The organism is Prochlorococcus sp. MIT 1307 (genome assembly GCF_034092395.1).
In the GTDB taxonomy this organism is placed as follows: Bacteria; Cyanobacteriota; Cyanobacteriia; order PCC-6307; family Cyanobiaceae; genus AG-363-K07.
The window spans coordinates 626413-647626 of the sequence record NZ_CP139301.1 but is presented as its reverse complement, the minus strand read 5'-3'; the positions used below and the strand labels follow the sequence as shown (position 1 = coordinate 647626).

The window sequence follows — 21214 nt, the reverse complement described above, 5'->3', positions numbered from 1 at the left end:
ATAAAAGATATTTAGATACGATGAGCTCTGATTTTCTTTGTTTAATGGGTGCTTGGTAAGCTAAAGTTTATCTTATGAAAAACAATTTTTTCTACAGCCCATTAGTTGATGAGTCTATACGCATAAGAATTAGAGATCTTAGTAAAGGCAAAGTTGGTTTTTATAGCATAGGTCTATATGCAGCCTCGCTAGCATATAACTGCGCAATGCAGACAGATGGGGAGGGCCTTTTATTAGCAGCAAGGCCTCATAGAGACCTTTTAGGCGCATTTTCTGAGGATGTTTTAGATGGGATGGATCCTCAACATATTGAAACTTTATATGGAATGGGAACCCATATTGAAGGCGATAAGGTTGTAAATAATAACTTGTCTGATTTGCTACTTAGGTGTGAAATTGTAATACTTAGTGCTAATAGTAACCATATAGAGGAAGATTTGTATGAGGCCTGTAGGTTGCGAACAATTCTAAAACGAGAATGTGTAGTATTAGCATGTTTATCTGGCTCTTTCAGCCACAATGAAGTGACCAATGAATCATATATTTTATGTGAGAAGGAAAATAATCTTGCTTTCTTTTCAGGATTTCATAGACATGATGCTCTTCGAAACCCTTTAGATAGTTTTACTGCAAACTTCTGTCATCCAAATGCAGTGACTGCCCTATTAGGTGCAAAATTGTTAGATGGTATTTCTCCTAATATTCAGGTTTCACCAGGCGTCCATAATATTGAAGGTCAATATATTAAAGCGGCAAAAAATATTTCATCTATTTTTGCTGGTTTTGGTCATACCTATCATTCTATGAATCCTGGCTTATTGCCAACATTATTAACATTGCTTTTAAATCAATGCTTGGATCAGGCAGCCTCAGTCTCAGTATGTAGAGATAATAGAGACGACCTATATGACTTGCAGCCATTTCCATTAACAGAACTTGGATATGGTGTTCAGAGGATTGAAGCTGCGTTATTAAGAAATGGTTTTTTGGAAAAAGTTAGAGATCATACTTTTTCACAATTAACAGCAATGGTCGCAGACGTACGTGGAAGTATGATGATGCCAAATATAGGAAAACCAACTAGAAATTTCCAAGCAGGTCAGGTTCTTGCTGATCGAATGAAAGAGTTGAAACGTTGCCCTTACGATTTTGATGAATTTATAGAATGGTGTGAATTTGCAGGATTAAAAAAAGGTGGGCTTGAAGGTATAAAGTCCTTAAAATACTGGCCCCAAATTCTAAGGAAATATTCCATACCCCTCCATGATTCCTCTATGAATAACTTGTTATATATGTCAGTTTTTGCTCCCCCAGAAATTAAAGATACTTTTTTTAGTGTAATGACACAGAGTCGAGAGCTTGCTAATTATTGCCAAGATTCAGTTCGTCCATCTAGCAGTCGAAGATATGCAGATGCATTGAATAATATACATATTCCAGAGGCATTGGAGCTAATAGTCGATTGCATTTATTCTGAGGCTGAGTCATCATGCTCTTTAGATGACTTTGCAACTCCTTTACATGAGCCAAAGGGTAATAGTGAGAATTATAAAAAAGCTCTATCATTTATAGAACACTACTTGTGAGAAAATAAATTAAAAGCTATAAAAAGGATTCTTTCAACTATTTGATTTGAGCTCTTTATATAGTCAGGAATATTTGATTAGTATTGGAAGCAGCTTCTGTCCCTCTAAGCAGATTTTATCTGTAAGGGAACTCCCATTTGGGAACATTAACAAAACTTTCCTAGTAGTTCTTAAACCCTCTTCAGATATAGAATCCTTTGTAATACAAGAAATTAATACCTCGGTATTTTCGGACCCTGAAATTCCAATGTATAATTGGAATGTTATTAGCCTGCACATTAGTAAAAAGATAAGAGAAAAAAAAGATCAAACTAATTATAAACGATGGGATATTCCAACTATCATTCCTACTATTGACAAGGGAAAACTTCTTTTAAGAATAGATGATAAATATTGGAGGGCAATTACCTTCATTCAATCCTCTACTAGTCTGGATAAAATATCTAATGCAAAGCAAGCCAAGGAGGTTGGAAAAGGTCTGGCTACTTTTCATTATTTAATTAAGGATTTCCCACTCAAAAGGATAAAAAAATTAGATAATGATTTACATGACATAACAAAAATACTTTCTGATTATGATAAAGCTTTGAACCATTTTAGATCCAAACGAATATCCACACCTTCAATTTTCAAAAGATTTTCTTTACTGGAAAGAGTTGTAGATAAGCATCGTTCAGGTGTGTCTATCTTGAACGATGCAATAGCTAGAGGGGAATTAATGAAGAAACCAATACATGGCGATCCTAAAATCACAAATTTTATGTTCGATAATGACACTAAAGATATTATATCCCTCATAGATCTTGACACTCTTGCATCAGGAATTATTCACTATGATATTGGAGATTGTATTCGCTCTTGTTGCAATCTACTTGGCGAGGAGACAAAAGACTTGGCTAATATTAGTTTTGATTTAGAATTTTGTGAAGCCCTTCTTACCGGTTATTTGTCTATAGCAAGAAAGGGTTTTTCGGCTTATGACTTTTACTATTTACCATATTGCATTAAGTTTTTACCTTATGAATTGGCTATTCGCTTTCTAACCGACTTTATGAATGGAAATATTTATTTTAAAGTTCAATATAGTGATCAGAATTTATATAGAGCAGAAGTTCAGCTCAGGCTTGTTGAGTCTATTCATAAACAATGGGATGGATTGCTAGAATTAACTAATATGAAAATTGCTTGAGGTTGAGGAAAGTTACCTTTTTATTTCTTTGTTAATAGTGATTGCTTAGTGTAGAAAGTTAATTTCCACCTTTCTTTTCTGCTGTGATCAAAAACTGTCTTTTTATTATATTTTTTATTTTTGAGAATAAGTTATTGCATTGTCAATTTCTCTTCAACCTCCTACGCTTAAATGAAATGCTAAAACTTTAAGCGTGGTAAAGGAAACAACACACAGAGCCGATGAACTTAAAAAGCTTGGCTGGTCAAATGATGATATCGCTCGCTATATAGAGCTTTGGGATTACAGGCAGAGATGGGGAGCAATAAATTTAGAAAGAGATGACAGACTTTTTCTTCGTAAAGCAGAAGCTGCTCTCCCTGCAATAACTACTGGAAAGGTCTCAGTTAAGAAACCTACTCAGGACAAGTCCTATTACCGAAGGCTCAAGTTTTTTCTTGATGCTATGAATTTGGCTGAAACCAAATTAGATTTACCTCCAGGTTCAAGAGGTGTATGGCCAATCCTCTTAGAAGAGGAGTTAAGAGCACTTGATTATTATGAGCCTGTACTTGGCTTGCCAGATACCATTAAAGCCAAAGCGCTTGAGCCTATCCGGGAGGAAATCATTGGAAGGTCCTCAAAACTGGAATCAGTGAATCTTCAGATATGTGATTTTGATTTCACTACACCTTTGGAAGACCTTAAGGCAAAGCAAGTTACAAGCTGGAAGCCTTTGAGAGAAGGAGTTTCAAGGGAGGATCAATATTATCCAGTTCTTAGCGAAGAAGCAGTAAGTAATTTTCGTGAAGAAGTACGCCTACAAATACTTTCTTTAATTAGAGAAATTCTTCCTTCTTTGAGTGATACGAAAAAACCAGAACCTCCTGATGATTGGAGTCGCGAATGATTTTCTTTAGCTAGAAAGGAAGTTAGCCTCTTCGAATAGCTTTTCTTGACTTCACACCGTTTCGAAACTCTTCAGCTCCACGCCGGTCAATCCCCAGACCCAACAACGAATTCAAGGGCTGTTCCTATATATCAAACCAGCTCTTATGTATTTAATGATGCAGATCATGGAGCCAATCTTTTTGCTTTAAAGGAGTTTGGGAATATTTATACGCGTTTGATGAACCCTACGACAGATGTTTTTGAAAAGCGGTTAGCTGCTCTTGAAGGTGGGGTTGCAGCATTGGCGACATCATCAGGTCAGTCTGCTCAATTTATAGCCATAACTAACTGCATGCAGGCTGGAGATAATTTTGTTTCAACTTCTTTTCTTTATGGGGGTACATACAATCAATTTAAAGTCCAATTTCCACGACTTGGAATTAATGTAAATTTTGCAGAAGGTGATGAATTAGATAGTTTTGCTTCTCAAATTGATTCAAATACTAAAGCTATATATGTTGAGTCAATGGGGAACCCGCGATTTAATATTCCAGATTTTCAAGGTCTATCAAAGTTGGCAAAAGAAAATAATATTCCTTTAATTGTAGATAATACCTTGGGTGCTGCTGGAGCTTTATTACGGCCTATAGAGCATGGTGCAGATGTAGTTGTTGAAAGTGCAACCAAGTGGATAGGTGGTCATGGAACGAGTTTGGGTGGAGTGATAATAGATGCGGGGACTTTCAATTGGGGAAATGGGAAATTCCCTTTAATGACTGAGCCAAGTGATGCTTATCATGGCCTTGTTCATTGGGATGCATTTGGTTTTGGAAGTGATGTTTGTTCAATGCTTGGTGTTCCAGATGGACGGAATATTGCCTTTGCTTTAAGAGCTCGTATTGAAGGACTTAGAGATTGGGGGCCAGCCCTTAGTCCTTTTAATTCCTTTCTTCTTTTGCAGGGCCTAGAAACATTGAGTCTGCGAATAGAGCGACATGCTTCAAATGCTTTAGAGTTAGCTAATTGGCTAGAAGGACATTCAATGGTTGAGAATGTTAATTATCCTGGCTTATCTTCAGATCCATATCATCATCGTGCTAAAACTTATCTCACCAACAGAGGCATGGGGTGTATGCTTATGTTCTCTTTAAAAGGTGGATTAGAGGATGCTGTTAAGTTTATAGACTCTCTAAAGTTGGCTAGTCATTTGGCGAATGTTGGAGATGCTAAGACTTTAGTTATCCATCCTGCGTCTACGACTCATCAACAACTTTCACCTAAAGATCAGGCTTCTGCAGGTGTTACCCAAACTATGGTGAGGGTATCAGTTGGCTTAGAACATATAGAAGATATTAAGGCTGATTTTGAACAGGCTTTATCAGCTATTAGTAGATAAAAGAGGGTATAAAATTGGCTTTAATACTTCCTAAAAGCTACCACAAGATTTCATCAGTTGAACGTAACCATATTTCATGGATTGAACCTGAATTAGCAGAGAGGCAGGATATAAGACCTTTGAGAATTGGGATTTTAAATGTGATGCCTTTAGGTAAACAATATGAATTCAATCTACTTCACCCTTTAGGACTTTCACCACTTCAAATCGAACCTATTTGGATACGCTTGAAAACTCACTCTTATAAAACATGGGATCTATCTCATTTAGCTGCTTTATATGTTGATTGGGAAGAAGCTATGTCTCCGACTCCACTTGATGGCCTAATTATTACTGGAGCCCCTGTTGAGCATATTGCTTATGAAGAAGTTAAATATTGGTCAGAATTAGTTGGTATTATCGAAGAAGCTCGTTCAAGTTGTGCCAGTACATTAGGTCTTTGTTGGGCAGGATTTGCACTTGCTTATCTTGCTGGTGTTAATAAGCAATCTTTCTCTCAAAAACTTTTTGGTGTTTTTCCATTAAGAAGTCTTATCCCTAGTCATCCTCTTATGGGAACTCAGGATGATTGCTTTTTGTGTCCTCAGAGCAGACATGCAGGATTACCTGATGCAGAGATGGAAGCAGCCCAACGACAAGGACGATTACGTCTTTTGGCTTATGGAGAAAAAGTTGGTTACACCATCTTTGAAACTACGGATCAACGGCAATTAATGCATTTAGGACACCCTGAATACAATGCAGGCAGAATTGTTTCTGAGATGGAGAGAGATCGAGCGAGAGGAGATGTTCCTCCACCAGAAAATTTTGATGCTGACAATCCCCAAACTTCTTGGCGATCACATAGGAACTTGCTTTTTCAGCAATGGCTTTGGTTTTGTTATCAGCGAGTTAGTCTGATCTCTTAAGATATAGATTTTTCTGAGTCACAATTATTTTTTTAACTATTAAATTCACCTCAAATTTTGACCTTAATTAAGTACTAATAAATGGAAGATTTATCAGAAAAACGACCATGGATTCTTATACCATCTTGGATGAATATCAAAGATAGTGAATATTGGAAGAATCAAATTAATAAGAATTTAGTTTGGGAGCAGACTGTAGTTCGAGTTTATGGGTCATTACATGTTGCTCCACGTATGACTAATTTCCTTTCTGAGAAGCATATTAGTTATTGTTATAGCGGTACCAAGCATTTTGGAGATGGATGGCCAGACTGGTTTTTTCCTTTGCTAGAAAGTGTCAACTTTGCTAGCAAAGTGAAATTCAATGGCTGTCTTCTTAACCTTTATCGAAATGGAAACGATCGAATGGGATGGCATTCAGATGATGAGGCAGAGCTTGATTTGACAAAACCTATTTCTTCTTTATCACTTGGTGCAACAAGGGATTTTTTTTTAAAACATCGGAGTAAAAATATTAAAGAAGTTATAACCCTCAGAAGAGGAGATTTATTAATAATGCATCCAAATTGTCAGAAAGAATGGCTCCACTCAATTCCAACCAGAAAAAAAGTAATTAATCAAAGGATAAACCTTACTTTTCGTTGTTATAATCATAATAATACTGGTTAAATTCTTTTCTTCAGAAGTATTTAATTAATTTCTGATGATTTTTGTGTGGCTTCATTATTATTCGCTTTTATCAACTTTTTCATTCGCTTCAGTCGCAGCCTTAGCTTTTGCTTCTGCCGCTGCTTTTGCTTCTGCCGCTGCTTTTGCTTTTGATTCTGCAGCTGCTTTCTTTTGAGCGTCAGCTAGAGCCTTGGCTTTAGCCTCTGCGTCAGCTTTTTCTTTGGCTGCTTTCTGGGCGTTATAAGACTTAGATGTCTTGTTGTCGCAGAACTTTAAGAAGCCAATAACGATTGGTATGTGGACTGCTCCACCAAGCATGACTTGAACTTGGCTGTAAGCCATAGGTCTACTTAGTCAATAAATTCAATTATACCTTGACTTAGTAAGTGTTATTTATGTTAGGTGGTGTTGTCTTCTTATTTGTACAAATTCTCACGAGCTCTTTGCCTGCCTACAATCTCTTGGGAACAGATTTGTTTTTGGAGGGATTCAGCGGCTGTAGTGACGAGCTAAATCTTTTCATTTTTACATCATTTGATTCAAGAACCTTTTAGTGCGATCTTCACGAGCATTGTTAAAGAAATCTAGAGGGGGAGCGGTTTCAATAACTCTTCCTTGGTCAATAAAAAGCACTCGATCAGCCACTTCTCTCGCAAAGGCTATTTCATGAGTCACTACGACCATAGTCATGCCTTTAATTGCAAGACTTCTCATTGCATCTAGAACTTCTTTGATTCTTTCTGGATCAAGAGCACTTGTTGGCTCATCGAAGAGCATTATTTCGGGCTGGAGTGCAAGAGCGCGTGCAATAGCAACTCTTTGTTGCTGCCCTCCACTGAGTTGATTGGGATATTTATGTAATTGGTCTGCAATTCCCATTTGATCTAGAAGATCGATAGCTTTTGATTCGGCTTCTTTTCGGGAGTGATCTTGAACTTTGATGGGAGCCAAGGTGATGTTTTCAAGGATTGAAAGGTGCGGAAAAAGATTGAATTGTTGAAACACCATTCCCACTCGCCTACGAATTCTTCTGACTTGTTTTTCGTTTTGCTGAGCATCAAGCTTTATGCCTAGAACTTCTAAAGTTCCTTTCTCAAATCTTTCAAGTCCGTTAAAGGTTCTTATTAGGGTGCTTTTCCCTGAGCCTGAAGGCCCCATTACTACAAGGACTTCTCCTTTTTTGACTTGAAGAGAGACATTGTCAATTGCCCGATTTCCCTGCCCATATGTTTTAACTATTCCTTTAGCTTCAATAGCAATTTTCATTGATCTTATTTAAAGGATTTTAGAGGGTTCAGTTGATGTTCGATTTGTCGTGAAAGTAAAGCCATAATCGTACATATAAACCAGTAAAGGATTGCTAGCCAAATATATACCTCTAAATATTTCCCAATAAATTCTGGGTTAGCAAGAATGCTTCTACTAATCCCTAATAGTTCAACTAACCCTAGAATTGCCATAAGACTTGTGTTTTGGAGTAGTCCAATTGCTTGGTTAGTTAGTGCTGGAAGTGCTGTTTTCAGTGCTTGAGGAATGATAATTAGTTGGAGTGTTTGTCCAGGGGTAAGACCGAGGACTGCTGCTGCTTCATATTGTGTTAATGGAATTGCTTGGAGTCCACCTCTAATATCTTCGGCAACATAAGCTCCAGCAAAAAGCCCGAATGCAAGTGCTGCTCTAACGAAACGGCTAACTTCAAAATCAATTGGGAGAAATAGTGGTATTAGAAGTTGACCAAAGAAAAGAACAGCTATTAAGGGAACCGCTCTCATCACATCTATATAGACTCTACATATTGAATTAATCAATTTGTAGTCACTTCTACGGCCAAGAGCAAGAATTATTCCTAAAGGCAGGGCTATAGAAGCACTACATAAAGTAAGGATTAGGGTTAATGAAAGTCCTCCCCAATATCTAGTTGGAATAGGAGTTAATATCCCAAATCCCCCTGAAAAAAGATAAATTCCTAAAGGTACTGTAATTATCCATAAGAAGGGCAAAGGCTTTCTAAATTTATAAATATTTGGCGATAATAAGGTTAATAATGAGAGCCCACTTAAAAATAAAATCCAAAGTGAAATTCTCCACTTCTCTTGTTGAGGATAACTACCAAAAGTATAGAGATTAATATTTTCTGTAACCACTCTCCAATCCGCTTGAAAGAAAACCCATTTAATTAGACCTAGTGATAACCAGCCAATTATTGCAAGCAAGAATAAAGTAATTAAAGTATCTAATGGGCTATTGAAAAGATCTTTTTTGATTCCCCTTAGCAGTTGGCATTTTTTGAAGTACCTTATAATTTTTATATGATTCTTTTTGGATCTCAAGGTCAGTTTTTTTGATTGCTTTGAATACACTTTAATCTATAAAGGTATGAAATTTATTTTTCTTAAGTCAAATATTTAGAAAATTCATATAAAATATAAATAGACACATAGGAATTTTTTTTTTTTAGAAATGATAGTTCGATTTCATTGTTAAACGATTGATGACTTCCATTCCTCCACTTATGATTAAGTTCAGAAGGAGGAAGCTTACTAACAAGACTATAAAACCTTCGATAGCCCTTCCTGTTTGAGTAATAGTTGTGTCACTTACTGCATATAAATCTGCATAGCCAACAGCTATAGCAAGAGTGCTGTTTTTGGCAAGGTTTAAGTATTGACTCGTAAGTCCAGGAATAATTGCTGGTAAGGCTTGTGGTAAAACTATTCTGAACATGCCCAAATTTTCTGATATTCCTAAACTTCTAAATGCTTCCCATTGACCTTTTGATATTGAATTCAACCCTCCTCGAATCACTTCTGCAATTGAGGCCCCACTGAAAATACTCAAGCCAATGAGTAATGATGAAAACTCTACGCTAAGATTTAAACCTAAAAATATTATACCTTGATTGGAAATTATTACCATTGAGCCAAGAATGGGAATAGGACTTTCTGGAAGACTTAGAAAGACTACAAAATACCAGAACATTAATTGGAGAAGCAGTGGTATTTGTCTTATTAGGGCTACATACAAGCTTGATACTTTCTTCAATAAAATATTTTGACTAGTTCTTGCTATTCCTGCAATAAGACCAAAGATTGTGGCTAATATTAATCCGGCTATGATCACTTTTAAACTATTAATCCAACCAATAAAAAGAACCCAAAGATAATTATCGGATGGTTTATAGGGTAGTGAGCTTTCAGAGAGAGCAAACCCTGATGGTTGTATTAACCAATTAAAGTTCAAACCCATTCCAGTACGAATAAGATTTACTGTAAGATTGCTGATAAAGACACTCAAAATAGCCAAACCAGCTATTGCAAAAAGTAATTGGATAGTTAATTTTTTTGAGTATCTCATCTTATGTTCATTTCAAAGGAGGGGAGATTAGAAGACCGCCTTTTTTGTATATGCGGTTTAAACCTCTGGGAATAGGTACTGAACTCTCAGGGCCTAGATGTCTGTTATAGATCTCTCCATAGTTTCCAGTTGCTTGGATTACCTTCACTACAAAATCATCACTAAGCCCAATCTTTTTCCCTAGACCACCATCAACCCCAAGGAACCTTCTTAGTGACATAAGGTTCTCATTTGATTGTGCCTGTAGCAACTTTATGTTTATATTTTCCTGTGTTATTCCAAACTCTTCTGCCGCAATAAGTGCAAAAACAACCCATCGCATTGCATCTGAGAGTTTTTGATCTCCATCTATAGAAGCAGGTGCTAGTGGCTCTTTGCTTAGAATTTGGTCAAGGATTATATGTTCTTGGGGATCAGGAAATCCAGATCTTGCGGCTGCCAGTTGAGAAAGGTCTGATGTCATGGCTTTACATCTACCTTGTAAGTAGCCAGCAATTACTTGATTTAAATCTTGGTATTTAATTGGTTTATAAGGTAAGTTTTTTTCTTGAAAAGTGTCATTTAGGTTCTGTTCTGTAGTCGTCCCAGAACCTACGCAAATAGTGGAATTAGATAGTCCTTTTATGCTTGAAACCCCACTATTTTTTCTTACCATTAGTCCTTGGCCATCATGGAAAACCACAGGGGCAAATGTGACACCATTACCGCCTGAAGCATCTCGGCTAAGGTTAAAAGTGGTGTTACGAGATAAAAGATCGATTTCACCCGTTTTTAAGGCTGTGAATCTTTCTGGAGCTGTAAGTGGTCGATATTGCACTTTGGATGGGTTTCCTATAAAGGCTGCGGCCATAGCTTTACAAATGTCGACATCTAGGCCTTTGTAAACTCCGTTTCCACTAAGAAAACTAAAACCTGGGATTTTGCCACTTACACCGCACTTGAGCTCTCCTCTTTTTTGAATTAAATCAAGCCTAGAGATAGTCCCTTTCTCCATGCTGGCGCATCCTGAGCTGAGTAAACCCAGTGTGATTAACCCTGCTAAAGCTCGCCTAGTCATCAAAAAAAAACAAATCACATTAAGTCTCCCAGATCAACTGAATATTTACGTGAAAAATTTCATAGGCTTTATATCTAAAATTTTTTGTGCATCTTTGTTGATAGCTTCTAATTGAAACTCTTGTGCTTTAACTCTAATTATTTCTTTTTCAATTTTAAAGAAAACTATTAATATATTTTTAGGCTATAAGAATTTAATACTCTATTCTTAACTTTTGTCGTCTAGTGATCAACCATGCATAGGCTCTTGCCCTCCTAGCCGTTCAAAAAGATCAAGGCTTTCTTTATTAAGACCAACCACTTCGACTTCTGAACCTCCAGTAGTGAGCTTCCTGACAATTTGAGAAAGTGCTGTTACACCACTTTGATCCCAGATGTGGGCCTTAGACATGTCTATTGTGATTTTTTCCGGATGATCATGAATATCAAAGCCTTGCAGGAAATAGACTTTGCTAACAAAAAATAATTGTCCTTTTACTTCATATAAAAGTTCATCTTGACTTGTAAACCTTGCACTTACTTTAATTACTTTAGCAACTTTTCTGCTAAAGAGAATTCCAGCGAGTGCAACCCCTGCTATTACTCCTAGGGCGAGGTTGTGGGGTGTCGTAAGCATTGTTACCGAGAATGTCATGAGCATTACTGCGGTATCGCTACGAGGAATTCTGGCGATATTTTTTAGACCAGTTGTATCAGCAGTACTGACGGCAATTGTGATCATTACTGCAACTAGTGCAGCCATGGGTATTTGTTGGAGCCAAGGCCTACAAAGCAAAATCATTGCTAACAGACTTAAGCCTGAGGCAAAAGTGGAAAGTCTTGTTCTACCTCCATTGTCAGTATTCATAACTGATTGACCTACCAGGGCACAGCCTGCCATACCCCCAAATAACGAAGAGACGATATTCGCAATCCCTTGGCCACGAGCTTCAACGTTTTTATTTGAGTTTGTATCAGTAATGTCGTCGAGAATATCTTGAGTCAGAAAGGTTTCCATCAGCCCTACCAAAGAGATAGCTAGTGATGTGGGTAAAACTATTCCAAAGGTTGCCAGATTAAAAGGTATTTTTCCTTCTGAAATAGAGCCAAATGGAATAGAGAATGTAGGTAGGCCCTGAGGCAGTGCACCTAAATCTTTAACTGTAGGAATTTCAATGTTGAATCCTATACAAATGGCAGTGAGTGCAATTATTGCTACTAATTGAGAGGGGATAATCTTAGTTATTTTTGGTAGGCCATAAATAATAATTAGTCCAAGTAAAACTAAAATCCACACAAGAGGTATTTGTCCTCCTGTTGGTAGAATTTGATTGATATGGCCTTCTGATATATGTTCCCCAGAATGAAAACTTAGGCCTAATTGCGGAAACTGAGCTTGAAGTATTAATAGGGCAAGTGCATTCACGAATCCACTAAGTACACCTTGGGGCACAAAACGCATTTGATAGGCAAGACGTAAATAACCCCAGAGGATTTGAAAAAAACCAGTTAGAAGGCCTGCTGCCATTAAATAAGAAAGTCCAAGACCGTCACCTTTTGCATTTCCAGTTGCGACTAGACCGGTCATTAATAGAGCGGTAGATCCAGTTGCTGAGGTGATCATTCCCATGCGCCCTCCTACAACCGCGATAGTTATTGAGAGGCAAAATGCGCCAAAAAGCCCGACTTGTGGGTCAACACCTGCGATCCCTGAGAAAGCAATAGCTTCAGGGATCATGGCGAAGGCAACGACGAGGCCTGAGAGAATGTCCTGACGTGGTTGTATGAACCACTGCTTTATTAATGACGGTTGTGAATTGTTAATCATCTAGAAAATTTTTGTAGGAGATGAAATCTCAAAGTCGCGGCAACATACATTCTGGGTCATAACGAGACTTTAGTTTTTGAAGTGTTGGGAGCCACTCTTCAAAAGCTGCACTTGTTTCTGAATCATGCCAGGGTAGGTGTTGATGCATTTGAGCTAAATGCACTCCAGGGCAATATGGGGAAAGTGCTTCCCAGACTTCTTTAAGCCAGTTAAGACTCTGCTCTCTATCTTTCTGGTTGCCTGCCCTCCAAGATGCATTTATCCAAGGTTTCCAAATTGCTTGTCTATGTATGAATGATGTGCTGGATCTTTTTACCTGATTGGCAACACCTCCAAGTTGTTGAGCGGCTATATAGCAATCTTCATTGGGACGTTGAGCCATCATATTTTCAAGTAATTTGACAATTTGGGTGCAATTATTTTCCCATGGGGGGCCTAGAAGGCTAAGAACTTCTGAATGCATTTTAGGTCTATGCTTCGAAGAGGAAATTTGCAAGTTGAATGATGGCATTTCTTGTAGGCCTAGAACTTCAAATTTTTCTAAATTCTCTGAGCAAGGGAACTCTTTTTCAAACTCTTGAAGAGATTTATCTAACAGATTTATATCACTTTTGATGATTACATATACTTTGATTTTGTTACCCCATATCCATTGCAAACTTAGAGAGCTAGGCCAATTCTCAGCTTGTTTTATTGCTTCTGATAATTGCTCTATTTCTAGGTAGACCTGCCAAATTTTTAGTGGGCTTAGGTCCTGAGTCTTAAGAATTAGTTTCGTTATTATTCCAAGAAAGGGTGCTGCACCACAAAGGCCTCTCCATATAAGCTTCTCTTCGTAGCTCGAAGCATTTGTTGGCTTCGAAATATTTAAAGGGTCTCCATTTCCCCATATTCCTTTTATGTTAAGAATTTGGTCAACTGCTAATCCATGACTTCTACTAAGAGGACTAATTCCTCCCATTAGTATATATCCAAGTCCAGGCAGACCCGATAACCCTATAGGAAAGGATCTATTATATTTTCCAAGCTCTCTTTGTAACTTTGCCATGGTTACGCCTGCACCTACTTCAACTGTCTTATTCTTTATGTTGTAATTAACTTGTTGATAGTTTTCTCTTAGATCTAGAATCCAGTGACCATCAGCAGCACAACGACTAGAAGTCCCACCGCTGCAAACCATTAATGGTTTAGGTGTAATTTCCCCTTGTTTTAAAAGATATATTAATTCAGAATTAACATCCTTATAGACCCCAGAAATCAAACAGTCCTGGGCCACTGAATTTTGTACAGAGAGGTGACTATGAATTTCCTCCATCTAATCCTTATAGAAAATTTTACCCAAGTTCAATTCCTAATGATTTGCCCTCCTGCGGGATAGGGTCAATAGTAAATGCTAACAAGCTTTGACTTCTGATCTTCTTGATAATCAAGATAATAGTCTAGGCATATTGATCTGTGGTCATGGCAGTAGAAATCGCTTGGCTATTGATGAATTCGCAAATCTAGCCAGTTCACTAAAGAAGAAAATCCCATCTGTTCCAGTTGAATATGGCTACCTGGAGTTTGCCCGACCAATAATTACAGAAGCGCTTGATTGTCTGAAGGCTCAATCTATAAGAAGGGTTATAGCTATCCCTGCAATGCTTTTTGCCGCAGGCCATGTAAAAAATGACATACCTTCGTTGTTGAATTCCTATGCAACTGAAACCGGGTTGAATATTGAATATGGAAGGGAGCTTGGAATTAATAATTCCATGATTGGTGCGGCTGGGGCAAGGGTAAAAGAAGCGATTGACAGATCAACATGCTTTAGAAACTCTGAAACTCTTCTTGTTGTAGTTGGGAGAGGATCTTCTGATCCCGACGCTAATGCCAATGTGGCAAAAATCACGCGAATATTGGTTGAAAGTTTTGGTTTTGGATGGGGAGAAACTGTTTATTCCGGAGTGACTTTCCCACTTGTGGAGCCTGGATTAAGACACTTAGTTCGATTAGGTTTTAAGAAAATAATTGTTTTTCCATACTTTCTTTTTTCAGGTGTCTTGGTTAGTCGAATAAGGAAACATACCGACAAAGTGGCAGCTGATTTTCCAGATATCGACTTTGTTCATGCGCCATATTTAGGTGGGCACGATTTAGTTCTTGAAACTCTTAAGGAACGGATTGAAGAAGTTTTGGTTGGAAATAATTCAATGAATTGTTCACTTTGTAAATATCGTTCTAGTCTTTTGGGGTTCGAAGATGAGGTTAGTCTTCCCCAGGAAAGCCATCATCATCATGTGGAAGGTTTGTCTGAAAGTTGTCAGCTTTGTGAAAGTGAATGTACGGGAGCTTGCGAGTCTGCACAAATGAACTCAAACAGAAAGGCTGCTCATGAAAAGAGCAAGCATTCTCATGTGCATGCTCATCATCATCCTTATCCCAATGCAGACCATCCATTAGGTCCCACATCAATCCATTGACCCACCACACTGACAAAACCTAAAGAAAAACAAAAAGTTTTGAGTACTTAAGTGTCTCTTCGCAACAGCGTCGCATGAGACTCGCGCTTGATAAGTATCACTAATCTAAAAAGCAGATAGGTTTTTCCAGACAACTTTCCACAGTTCATTGCGGTGTTTTCCACTATTTTTATTTGGAATTGCTTTTATGGCCTAAAAGCTGTGGGTTTTAATTTTCGTTTCCGTTGATGCTTGACATTATTAGAGAATCCTTTTCAAAGTTGCTAAAAGAGTCAAAATAGAAAAAAATTCCATTGCAATCACTTGGGTCTCGGGGAGTCTCGCCATTAGTTTTCAATTCCCCATGAGTATTTGACGCAATCGAGAAGGAACAGGATCCTTGTCTCAGCAAAAAAATTGGAAGAGCCTCTGGAATGGATCTAACTCAACTTGAAGGATGCTTGGACGTCACTACTAAAACCGCTTCTAGGCCGATTACATCACCTTGCGTGAGCCTTGAGGCTGAAATACCAGAGGAGCTTTATTCGGGCATGAAGGATTTCATTAGCATTAATCCCCAATGGAACCAATGTCGACTAATGAGCTCTGCCCTGGCAAATTTCTTATTTCAGAATGGTTGTGATGATAGGGCTGTGACAGAGAGATATCTCAACGACCTTTTTGGTCGCCTTGATGATTAAGGGCTTCAAGACAGGCTCTTCTTGTAATGGCCATCATTGTCAAGGTTGGGCTTTGCCATCCTGAAGTTGGCCAGCAAGCACCATCAACTACTAGAACATTTTTACAACGCCAAAGCCTGTTAAATCGATCTAATACGCTGTTCTCTTCGCAAGTGCCCATAGGGGCTCCTCCAACTTCATGGATGTAATACCCAGGGGGAGGGACTTCTTCTTTCAGTGCTACAGCGTTATTTAAGAAGAATTCAATAAAAGGAATTTTTATAAGTTCTTTTATGGGTAATACTTTCCCGTCAGCAGCCTTAATTATTTCTTGAATAGTCATTTTCATGTGCTCAGCCATTGCTTCTTCATTTTTACCCCAATTACAATTGATGTGAGGTAGTGGGATACCCCAGCGGTCTAATTTGTTTGAGAGTGTGACTTTGTTATTTGGGTAAGGCAATACTTCTCCATGGGCAATTAAGAAACCAGTATTACTTTCTGGTATTTTCTTTAGCCACTTTGGAGGTTCAAAACGATCTATTCCTCCCCAGATTCCATAACCTCTTTTGAAGTTAATTTTAGATTTCCCTATGAATTTCGTTCCAAATGGGATAAAGAAACTACCTGCTCCAGAAAGGATTTTTGACTCTTGTTTATAATTTGTAGATGATGCTTGTGATTGACTTACTGGAAATGCAAAAAAACGACAGATTGAGATGTGATCCATTAGATGGGATCCTAATTTGCAAGATGGATCAACAAATCCATTGACTTGTTGGCTTTTTTCTGAATTTAGTAATAACCGGAGACTTTGAATTGTTGAGGCACATATCACGATAAGGGAACTATTTAGCTCTGTTCTTTTGCCATCTTTTTGATTAATTACTAAAACACCTTTTGCAAAATCATGACCTTGCTTCATGATTATTTTTTCAACTATATGATCTGGCAGGACTTCAACTTTGCCTGTTGCAAGTGCACTTTGAAGAGTGCTTCCAGGACTACTAGAACGTGGCCATAAAATATTTGCTTTGTTAGGCTCGTGATGACCAAATCCGCGTGAGTGAATAAACGGATATCCCAGTTTGGATTTGACTGTTCTACCAAATATCTCTTCGCTGGTAGTGAAAGGTAGTGGATCAATAAATTCACCATCGGGCAATTGAGTTAACCCATCTCGTTGCCCATGAACTCGAAGTCGTTTTTCTAGTGCTGAATAGTGTGGAGCAAGTTCGGCATATTCGATTGGCCAGTCGGGTCCGTAGCCATCTCTCTTGGAAGCTTTTAGGTCATCTTCCGAGAGTCTTAGGGTTATACCTCCCCATGTGAGGCTTTTGCCTCCAACTTGTCTCCCTTGTGTCCACAGGTATGGCTTTTCGGGAGGATAGGTATAAGAGTTGTCTTTCTCATTTGCATAAAGTGATGGATTGGCTTTCCAATATCCAGGGTGTTGAGCTTGAATTCTTTTTTCTCCGCTAATAATGCCTTTTATCCGATTGAAAGTGTTTGCTGGCTCAGAGCCCAGTGCTTGCTCTACCGTTAATTGAGGGCCTGCTTCGACAACAAGAACTCTTACGCCTGCTTCTGCAAATGTTAATGCTGCTACTCCTCCAGTAGCACCTGATCCGACCACTATTATTTCAAAAGGGTGCTTAATCAATGTCCTTTTGATTTATGTAATTTAGTCAAAACTATCAAATCAATTAGCTTCTCCCTAACCATGATGGCGCACCACTAAACCATTCTCCAAGATCATCTGCTTTTGGCCGATAAGATGATTCTGGGTCTTCAGAGACTAAATCCAAGCTATAAAGCAGGTCATCGATGCTGTTAGTAGATTCTCTTTCTTGTTGTGAACATTGAGCTCTTCGCAAGCAGGTTGCAACAGTTTGATTTTGGTCAGCATATTTGTCTACATAGATTCTTTCCTGCAAGCTTACCTTTTCCCCTATTGAAATACGGTCAAGAATCTTCTTTAGACGAAGACGAGTTGCGATCGAGAACATGAATCAGACTGGCTCTTGATCATTTACTAGCGATAATTTCCGCATGCATCACAAAGATGCTACAAACCTTTTTATCTTCAATACCATTATGCTTTTTTTTATTGGATTTAAACAATACTCCTCATGGCTCTTCAGCAATCCATAACAACATAATTAAGTTGAGGTACAAAGATAAATACCGATAGCGTTCTTGATGCGATTCTGTATCTATACATTAGTAGCCTCTCATGAGAAAAAGAATGTTTGCACTCCTTGCATCTGCTCTTCTTTTTTTCATTCCTGTCTTTCCAGGCATTGCTGCTATGGACTATGCAAAGCAAGTGCTAATCGAGTCGGATTTCTCTAATAGAGACCTTCGTGGAGTTACTTTTAATTTGACCAACCTTTTAAAAGCAAATCTATCGGGGAGTGATTTGGAGGGAGCCAGTTTGTTTGGTGCTAAGCTCCAAGAGGCAGATTTAAGTAATACGAACCTTCGTGATGCAACATTGGATTCTGCAATCTTTGAAGGTACTGATTTGACTAATGCTATTTTAGAGGATGCATTTGCTTTTAATACTCGCTTTTCAGATGTGATAATAACTGGAGCTGACTTTACCAATGTCCCGATGAGAGACGATGTTCTCAATGGACTTTGCTTAGCAGCTGAAGGGACAAACCCAGTAACAGGGCGAAATACTAGAGAAACACTTGGTTGTAATTGAGTTTTTCTTCGACACTAATCCTCTAAAAAGCCTATTGCAAACAAATAGATAAAATGAACTTCAATTTTTTGAATTCAACTGATTTGTTAGGTTTGTGCGCAGGCATCTTCACTACAATTGCTTTTTTGCCGCAGGTTATAAAAACTTGGCAATCAAAATCTGCTGAAGATGTTTCATTGACAATGTTCATATTTTTTATTTTAGGAGTTATACTTTGGTGTGCTTATGGTTGGCAAATTCATTCTATTCCTGTCATGATAGCCAATGTTATAACATTTATATTGTCAACAATTATTTTGACTCTTAAGTTGATTTTCGCGAATTCACTACAAGATGATAAGTAAATCAAAGATTAATTCATTAAAAATAGTTATTGGTCTTAATTTTATTAGGCTTAGAAAATGAAATTAGCCTTATTGATGTTCCTAGAATATTTCCTTATAAAATACCATATGATGTAGGAAAATATTTAAGTTAGGTAAAATTGTGTCTTGAAAATGTAAAAAGTAAATCTAGAGCTTCTCTCTTCTTTTCCAAATACTAGATTATTTATCAAGTTTTTATTTATAAGAGTAAATCAGATTACTCACCTCAAGAAATCTCCTTATTTAATCCATTTCATCTCTTATAGAGATAAAATAATTTTTGAAAGAATCGATGCCAGCCTGACCAGATAAGCCTATTGCATATCCACAGTCTTTTATAACATTGATTGATATCTTTTCAGCGAGCTCATTTTTATCTATTTTTTGCAGGTTAGAAGTACCGGATGCGGCCAATTCAAACCATAAGGAAGGATTAAATTTAGATTCCTTGTTTTCGCTTATCGTTAAGCGGGTGGCTCCTTCTTGCGAAATCCCAATTCCGATTCCATTGCAAAACTTACTTGAATAACCTTTAGCAACCTTGGATTGAAGGCTATTGATTTTCTCTATATCTATAGATTCAGATGCTAAAACATGTTCTGGCAATCCTATGCTTAAGATGATGCTTAGAAAAAGTAATAGCAAGCATATTCTTTGAGGGATAGAATTAGTCATGCTAAATTTTATAAAAGAATTTTGTTTTTATTTTAGGATGCATGGTCGATTCCTGCCAGTGAATTAAATTGCAGTAATAATTATTTAAAGATCCTTATTATGCTCTTTGGTATTGATTAAACGTGAGATATATGATTTAAGCTCTCCTACATTAATCCAACCTGTAGCAATTGTTTTGGTGTAATTTTCATTGACTCTTCCACGATGTATGTGTGACATCCCAGCAGGGAAAATTATAAGTTTTCCTCGTTCAGCAGGCTCATGATGCCCTTGCCAATAAAACTCTGTACCACCTGATTCAACATCATTGCAAAAAAGTATCCAAGCAAGTACCCGATGTACTGGTTCTGTTGCATCATCATTAATAGTCCAATCGCAATGCCAATTTTTAAACCCTTCACCAGGTGCATAGCGCTGCAAATTAAAAATCGGATTAACGAAAAGAGATTGTTGCGGGCAGCATCTATGAAACATTGGTTTCTCTTGGAGATATTGTTCCAGAGCAGCATTCACTCCTCGAATTATGACTTCAGATAATGCAAAAGCTTGAGGGTCTGATCGATCAATGGCTACAAGACTGATGTCTGTGGAAATTTTTGCTGGAGGAGCTTCAGGTTCTGAACCATCATTAAATGCCACTCCTCGTCGTTGCAAGTCTTTTCTTTCATCAAAGAAGCCCATAACGCCATCCGCGACTGCTTCGAAACCTGAATTTTGGTAGCGGGCAATCAGTTGCATAAGCCCTCCTGTTTTAGTAAGTGATTTCAGATGAACTCTATTGATAGCAATCTTTGCTTGAGTTAATTAAACGTTTGAGAACGCTGAGAGAATTTCCGGTTGATTAAGAACCCTTATCTAAATGGGTTTATGTATATTCCCCCAACGATATTGATTATTTTCCACAGCTTTTCCACAGTTTTTGCCTTGAAGTTGCTTTTTCAGCTGAAAGATGTGGAAATTAGCTAGAAGTGCTTTTTGTTGCGTAGCAATTGGTTTTTAATGGTTAAAAGCTTTCCCTCTTCTTATTGATTATCCAATAAACCAGTGCAGGACTTAATCTTAGATTGAGATCTGCCGAGACAGCATTAATCTAAGCGTCTTGACTGATCTTGATGAATATGAGGAACTGGTAGTCAATTGAGGCAGGACTAGATGCAAGCTGTGGATTTCAAAGGCGGAGAGGGAGCATTGATTACAAAGGCCGTGGGGAATAGTGGTGAGAGTGCCAATGATTCAAAGTCAGTTAGTTTCCTTTCGGAGGTTCCAGCTCCTCTTCAGGCTGCTATGACAACTTTTATAGAGCGGCACCCAAATTGGGATCAATACCGATTAATTCAAGCTGCTTTGGCTGGCTTTCTTGTTCAGAATGGAGTGGAGTCAAGGCAGGTCACTCGCCTTTACCTAGACAATATGTTTTGCTGCAAATCTTTTGAGAAGGATCTCAGAGGTTGATATTGCAATCTTTGACTTTTAAAAAATAAAAAAAAAGTCCTTCGAGTTCCGCT

The 21214-nt window shown here is 37.9% G+C and carries 22 protein-coding genes; 11 read left to right on the top strand and 11 right to left on the bottom strand.

Translation table 11 applies throughout. The features are described from left to right. Positions 1–74: 74 nt before the first annotated feature. The 6 genes from SOI82_RS03465 (at position 75) to SOI82_RS03440 (ending at position 6618) form a co-directional block, all read left to right on the top strand. Positions 75–1586, top strand: a complete 1512-nt coding sequence (locus tag SOI82_RS03465; protein ID WP_320667985.1) for a hypothetical protein — start codon at positions 75–77, stop codon at positions 1584–1586. A 46-nt stretch (positions 1587–1632) separates the two neighbouring features. Further along, positions 1633–2775, top strand: coding sequence for a phosphotransferase enzyme family protein (locus SOI82_RS03460; protein WP_320667984.1), 1143 nt, complete (start codon positions 1633–1635; stop codon positions 2773–2775). 193 nt (positions 2776–2968) lie between these two features. Continuing rightward, positions 2969–3664, top strand: coding sequence for a hypothetical protein (locus SOI82_RS03455; RefSeq protein ID WP_320667983.1), 696 nt, complete (start codon positions 2969–2971; stop codon positions 3662–3664). Positions 3665–3709: 45 nt separating this feature from the next. Further along, positions 3710–5041: an O-acetylhomoserine aminocarboxypropyltransferase/cysteine synthase gene (locus SOI82_RS03450; RefSeq protein ID WP_320667982.1), complete on the top strand. Its 1332-nt coding sequence runs from the start codon at positions 3710–3712 to the stop codon at positions 5039–5041. Positions 5042–5055: 14 nt separating this feature from the next. Continuing rightward, the gene (locus tag SOI82_RS03445) at positions 5056–5949 is read left to right on the top strand and encodes a homoserine O-succinyltransferase (protein ID WP_320667981.1); all 894 of its coding nucleotides are present in this window, start codon (positions 5056–5058) and stop codon (positions 5947–5949) included. Positions 5950–6030: 81 nt separating this feature from the next. After that, positions 6031–6618, top strand: a complete 588-nt coding sequence (locus tag SOI82_RS03440; RefSeq protein WP_320667980.1) for an alpha-ketoglutarate-dependent dioxygenase AlkB family protein — start codon at positions 6031–6033, stop codon at positions 6616–6618. A 57-nt stretch (positions 6619–6675) separates the two neighbouring features. On the opposite strand, the gene SOI82_RS03435 is transcribed toward SOI82_RS03440, so the two are convergent. The 7 genes from SOI82_RS03435 to SOI82_RS03405 form a co-directional block, all read right to left on the bottom strand. Beyond that, complete coding sequence (locus SOI82_RS03435; protein ID WP_320667979.1) at positions 6676–6960, bottom strand: hypothetical protein; 285 nt, start codon at positions 6958–6960, stop codon at positions 6676–6678. Positions 6961–7143: 183 nt separating this feature from the next. Beyond that, complete coding sequence (locus SOI82_RS03430) at positions 7144–7884, bottom strand: amino acid ABC transporter ATP-binding protein (RefSeq protein ID WP_320667978.1); 741 nt, start codon at positions 7882–7884, stop codon at positions 7144–7146. A gap of 5 nt (positions 7885–7889) precedes the next feature. After that, complete coding sequence (locus SOI82_RS03425) at positions 7890–8831, bottom strand: amino acid ABC transporter permease (protein ID WP_320667977.1); 942 nt, start codon at positions 8829–8831, stop codon at positions 7890–7892. Positions 8832–9072: 241 nt separating this feature from the next. Beyond that, positions 9073–9972: an ABC transporter permease subunit gene (locus SOI82_RS03420; RefSeq protein WP_320667976.1), complete on the bottom strand. Its 900-nt coding sequence runs from the start codon at positions 9970–9972 to the stop codon at positions 9073–9075. Between the two features lie 7 nt (positions 9973–9979). Then, positions 9980–11029 carry an amino acid ABC transporter substrate-binding protein gene (locus SOI82_RS03415; protein ID WP_320668318.1) on the bottom strand — a complete coding sequence of 350 codons (1050 nt, stop codon included), beginning with the start codon at positions 11027–11029 and terminating at the stop codon, positions 9980–9982. Positions 11030–11257: 228 nt separating this feature from the next. Then, positions 11258–12835 (bottom strand): SulP family inorganic anion transporter, encoded by a 1578-nt coding sequence (locus SOI82_RS03410; RefSeq protein ID WP_320667975.1) that lies wholly within the window; start codon positions 12833–12835, stop codon positions 11258–11260. 28 nt (positions 12836–12863) lie between these two features. Next, complete coding sequence (locus SOI82_RS03405) at positions 12864–14150, bottom strand: FAD-binding oxidoreductase (protein ID WP_320667974.1); 1287 nt, start codon at positions 14148–14150, stop codon at positions 12864–12866. Positions 14151–14238: 88 nt separating this feature from the next. On the opposite strand from SOI82_RS03405, the gene SOI82_RS03400 reads away from it, so the two are divergent. Together SOI82_RS03400 and SOI82_RS03395 are read left to right on the top strand one after the other, a co-directional pair. Continuing rightward, entirely contained in the window at positions 14239–15297 is a 1059-nt protein-coding gene (locus SOI82_RS03400; protein WP_320667973.1) for a sirohydrochlorin chelatase, read from the top strand. Between the two features lie 413 nt (positions 15298–15710). Beyond that, complete coding sequence (locus SOI82_RS03395) at positions 15711–15977, top strand: DUF2811 domain-containing protein (RefSeq protein ID WP_320667972.1); 267 nt, start codon at positions 15711–15713, stop codon at positions 15975–15977. Here the strand turns inward: SOI82_RS03395 and SOI82_RS03390 are convergent. Further along, positions 15946–17619, bottom strand: a complete 1674-nt coding sequence (locus SOI82_RS03390; protein WP_320667971.1) for a GMC family oxidoreductase — start codon at positions 17617–17619, stop codon at positions 15946–15948. The genes SOI82_RS03395 and SOI82_RS03390 overlap by 32 nt on opposite strands. Positions 17620–17662: 43 nt before the next feature. Then, entirely contained in the window at positions 17663–17965 is a 303-nt protein-coding gene (locus SOI82_RS03385) for a hypothetical protein (RefSeq protein WP_320667970.1), read from the bottom strand. Positions 17966–18204: 239 nt separating this feature from the next. Here SOI82_RS03385 and SOI82_RS03380 point away from each other — a divergent pair, with 239 nt between their 5' ends. Continuing rightward, on the top strand, positions 18205–18669 hold the full coding sequence (locus SOI82_RS03380) for a pentapeptide repeat-containing protein (protein WP_320667969.1): 465 nt from the start codon (positions 18205–18207) through the stop codon (positions 18667–18669). Between the two features lie 53 nt (positions 18670–18722). Continuing rightward, a complete protein-coding gene (locus SOI82_RS03375) occupies positions 18723–19013 on the top strand; it encodes a SemiSWEET transporter (RefSeq protein WP_320667968.1) in 291 nt (96 codons plus the stop codon). 264 nt (positions 19014–19277) lie between these two features. Here the strand turns inward: SOI82_RS03375 and SOI82_RS03370 are convergent, their stop codons facing one another. Next, a complete protein-coding gene (locus SOI82_RS03370) occupies positions 19278–19709 on the bottom strand; it encodes a hypothetical protein (protein WP_320667967.1) in 432 nt (143 codons plus the stop codon). Positions 19710–19793: 84 nt separating this feature from the next. Then, positions 19794–20447, bottom strand: coding sequence for a 2OG-Fe(II) oxygenase (locus SOI82_RS03365; RefSeq protein WP_320667966.1), 654 nt, complete (start codon positions 20445–20447; stop codon positions 19794–19796). Positions 20448–20912: 465 nt separating this feature from the next. Between SOI82_RS03365 and SOI82_RS03360 the strand changes: the two genes are divergently transcribed. Continuing rightward, a complete protein-coding gene (locus SOI82_RS03360) occupies positions 20913–21161 on the top strand; it encodes a DUF2811 domain-containing protein (protein WP_320668317.1) in 249 nt (82 codons plus the stop codon). Positions 21162–21214 lie beyond the last annotated feature (53 nt).

Coding starts and splice junctions, on each gene's coding strand:
- SOI82_RS03465 (WP_320667985.1), top strand. CDS start 75: ATGAAAAACAATTTTTTCTACAGCCCATTAGTTGATGAGTCTATACGC.
- SOI82_RS03440 (WP_320667980.1), top strand. CDS start 6,031: ATGGAAGATTTATCAGAAAAACGACCATGGATTCTTATACCATCTTGG.
- SOI82_RS03435 (WP_320667979.1), bottom strand. CDS start 6,960: ATGGCTTACAGCCAAGTTCAAGTCATGCTTGGTGGAGCAGTCCACATA.
- SOI82_RS03430 (WP_320667978.1), bottom strand. CDS start 7,884: ATGAAAATTGCTATTGAAGCTAAAGGAATAGTTAAAACATATGGGCAG.
- SOI82_RS03420 (WP_320667976.1), bottom strand. CDS start 9,972: ATGAGATACTCAAAAAAATTAACTATCCAATTACTTTTTGCAATAGCT.
- SOI82_RS03415 (WP_320668318.1), bottom strand. CDS start 11,029: ATGACTAGGCGAGCTTTAGCAGGGTTAATCACACTGGGTTTACTCAGC.
- SOI82_RS03410 (WP_320667975.1), bottom strand. CDS start 12,835: ATGATTAACAATTCACAACCGTCATTAATAAAGCAGTGGTTCATACAA.
- SOI82_RS03405 (WP_320667974.1), bottom strand. CDS start 14,150: ATGGAGGAAATTCATAGTCACCTCTCTGTACAAAATTCAGTGGCCCAG.
- SOI82_RS03395 (WP_320667972.1), top strand. CDS start 15,711: ATGGATCTAACTCAACTTGAAGGATGCTTGGACGTCACTACTAAAACC.
- SOI82_RS03385 (WP_320667970.1), bottom strand. CDS start 17,965: ATGTTCTCGATCGCAACTCGTCTTCGTCTAAAGAAGATTCTTGACCGT.
- SOI82_RS03380 (WP_320667969.1), top strand. CDS start 18,205: ATGTTTGCACTCCTTGCATCTGCTCTTCTTTTTTTCATTCCTGTCTTT.
- SOI82_RS03375 (WP_320667968.1), top strand. CDS start 18,723: ATGAACTTCAATTTTTTGAATTCAACTGATTTGTTAGGTTTGTGCGCA.
- SOI82_RS03370 (WP_320667967.1), bottom strand. CDS start 19,709: ATGACTAATTCTATCCCTCAAAGAATATGCTTGCTATTACTTTTTCTA.
- SOI82_RS03365 (WP_320667966.1), bottom strand. CDS start 20,447: ATGCAACTGATTGCCCGCTACCAAAATTCAGGTTTCGAAGCAGTCGCG.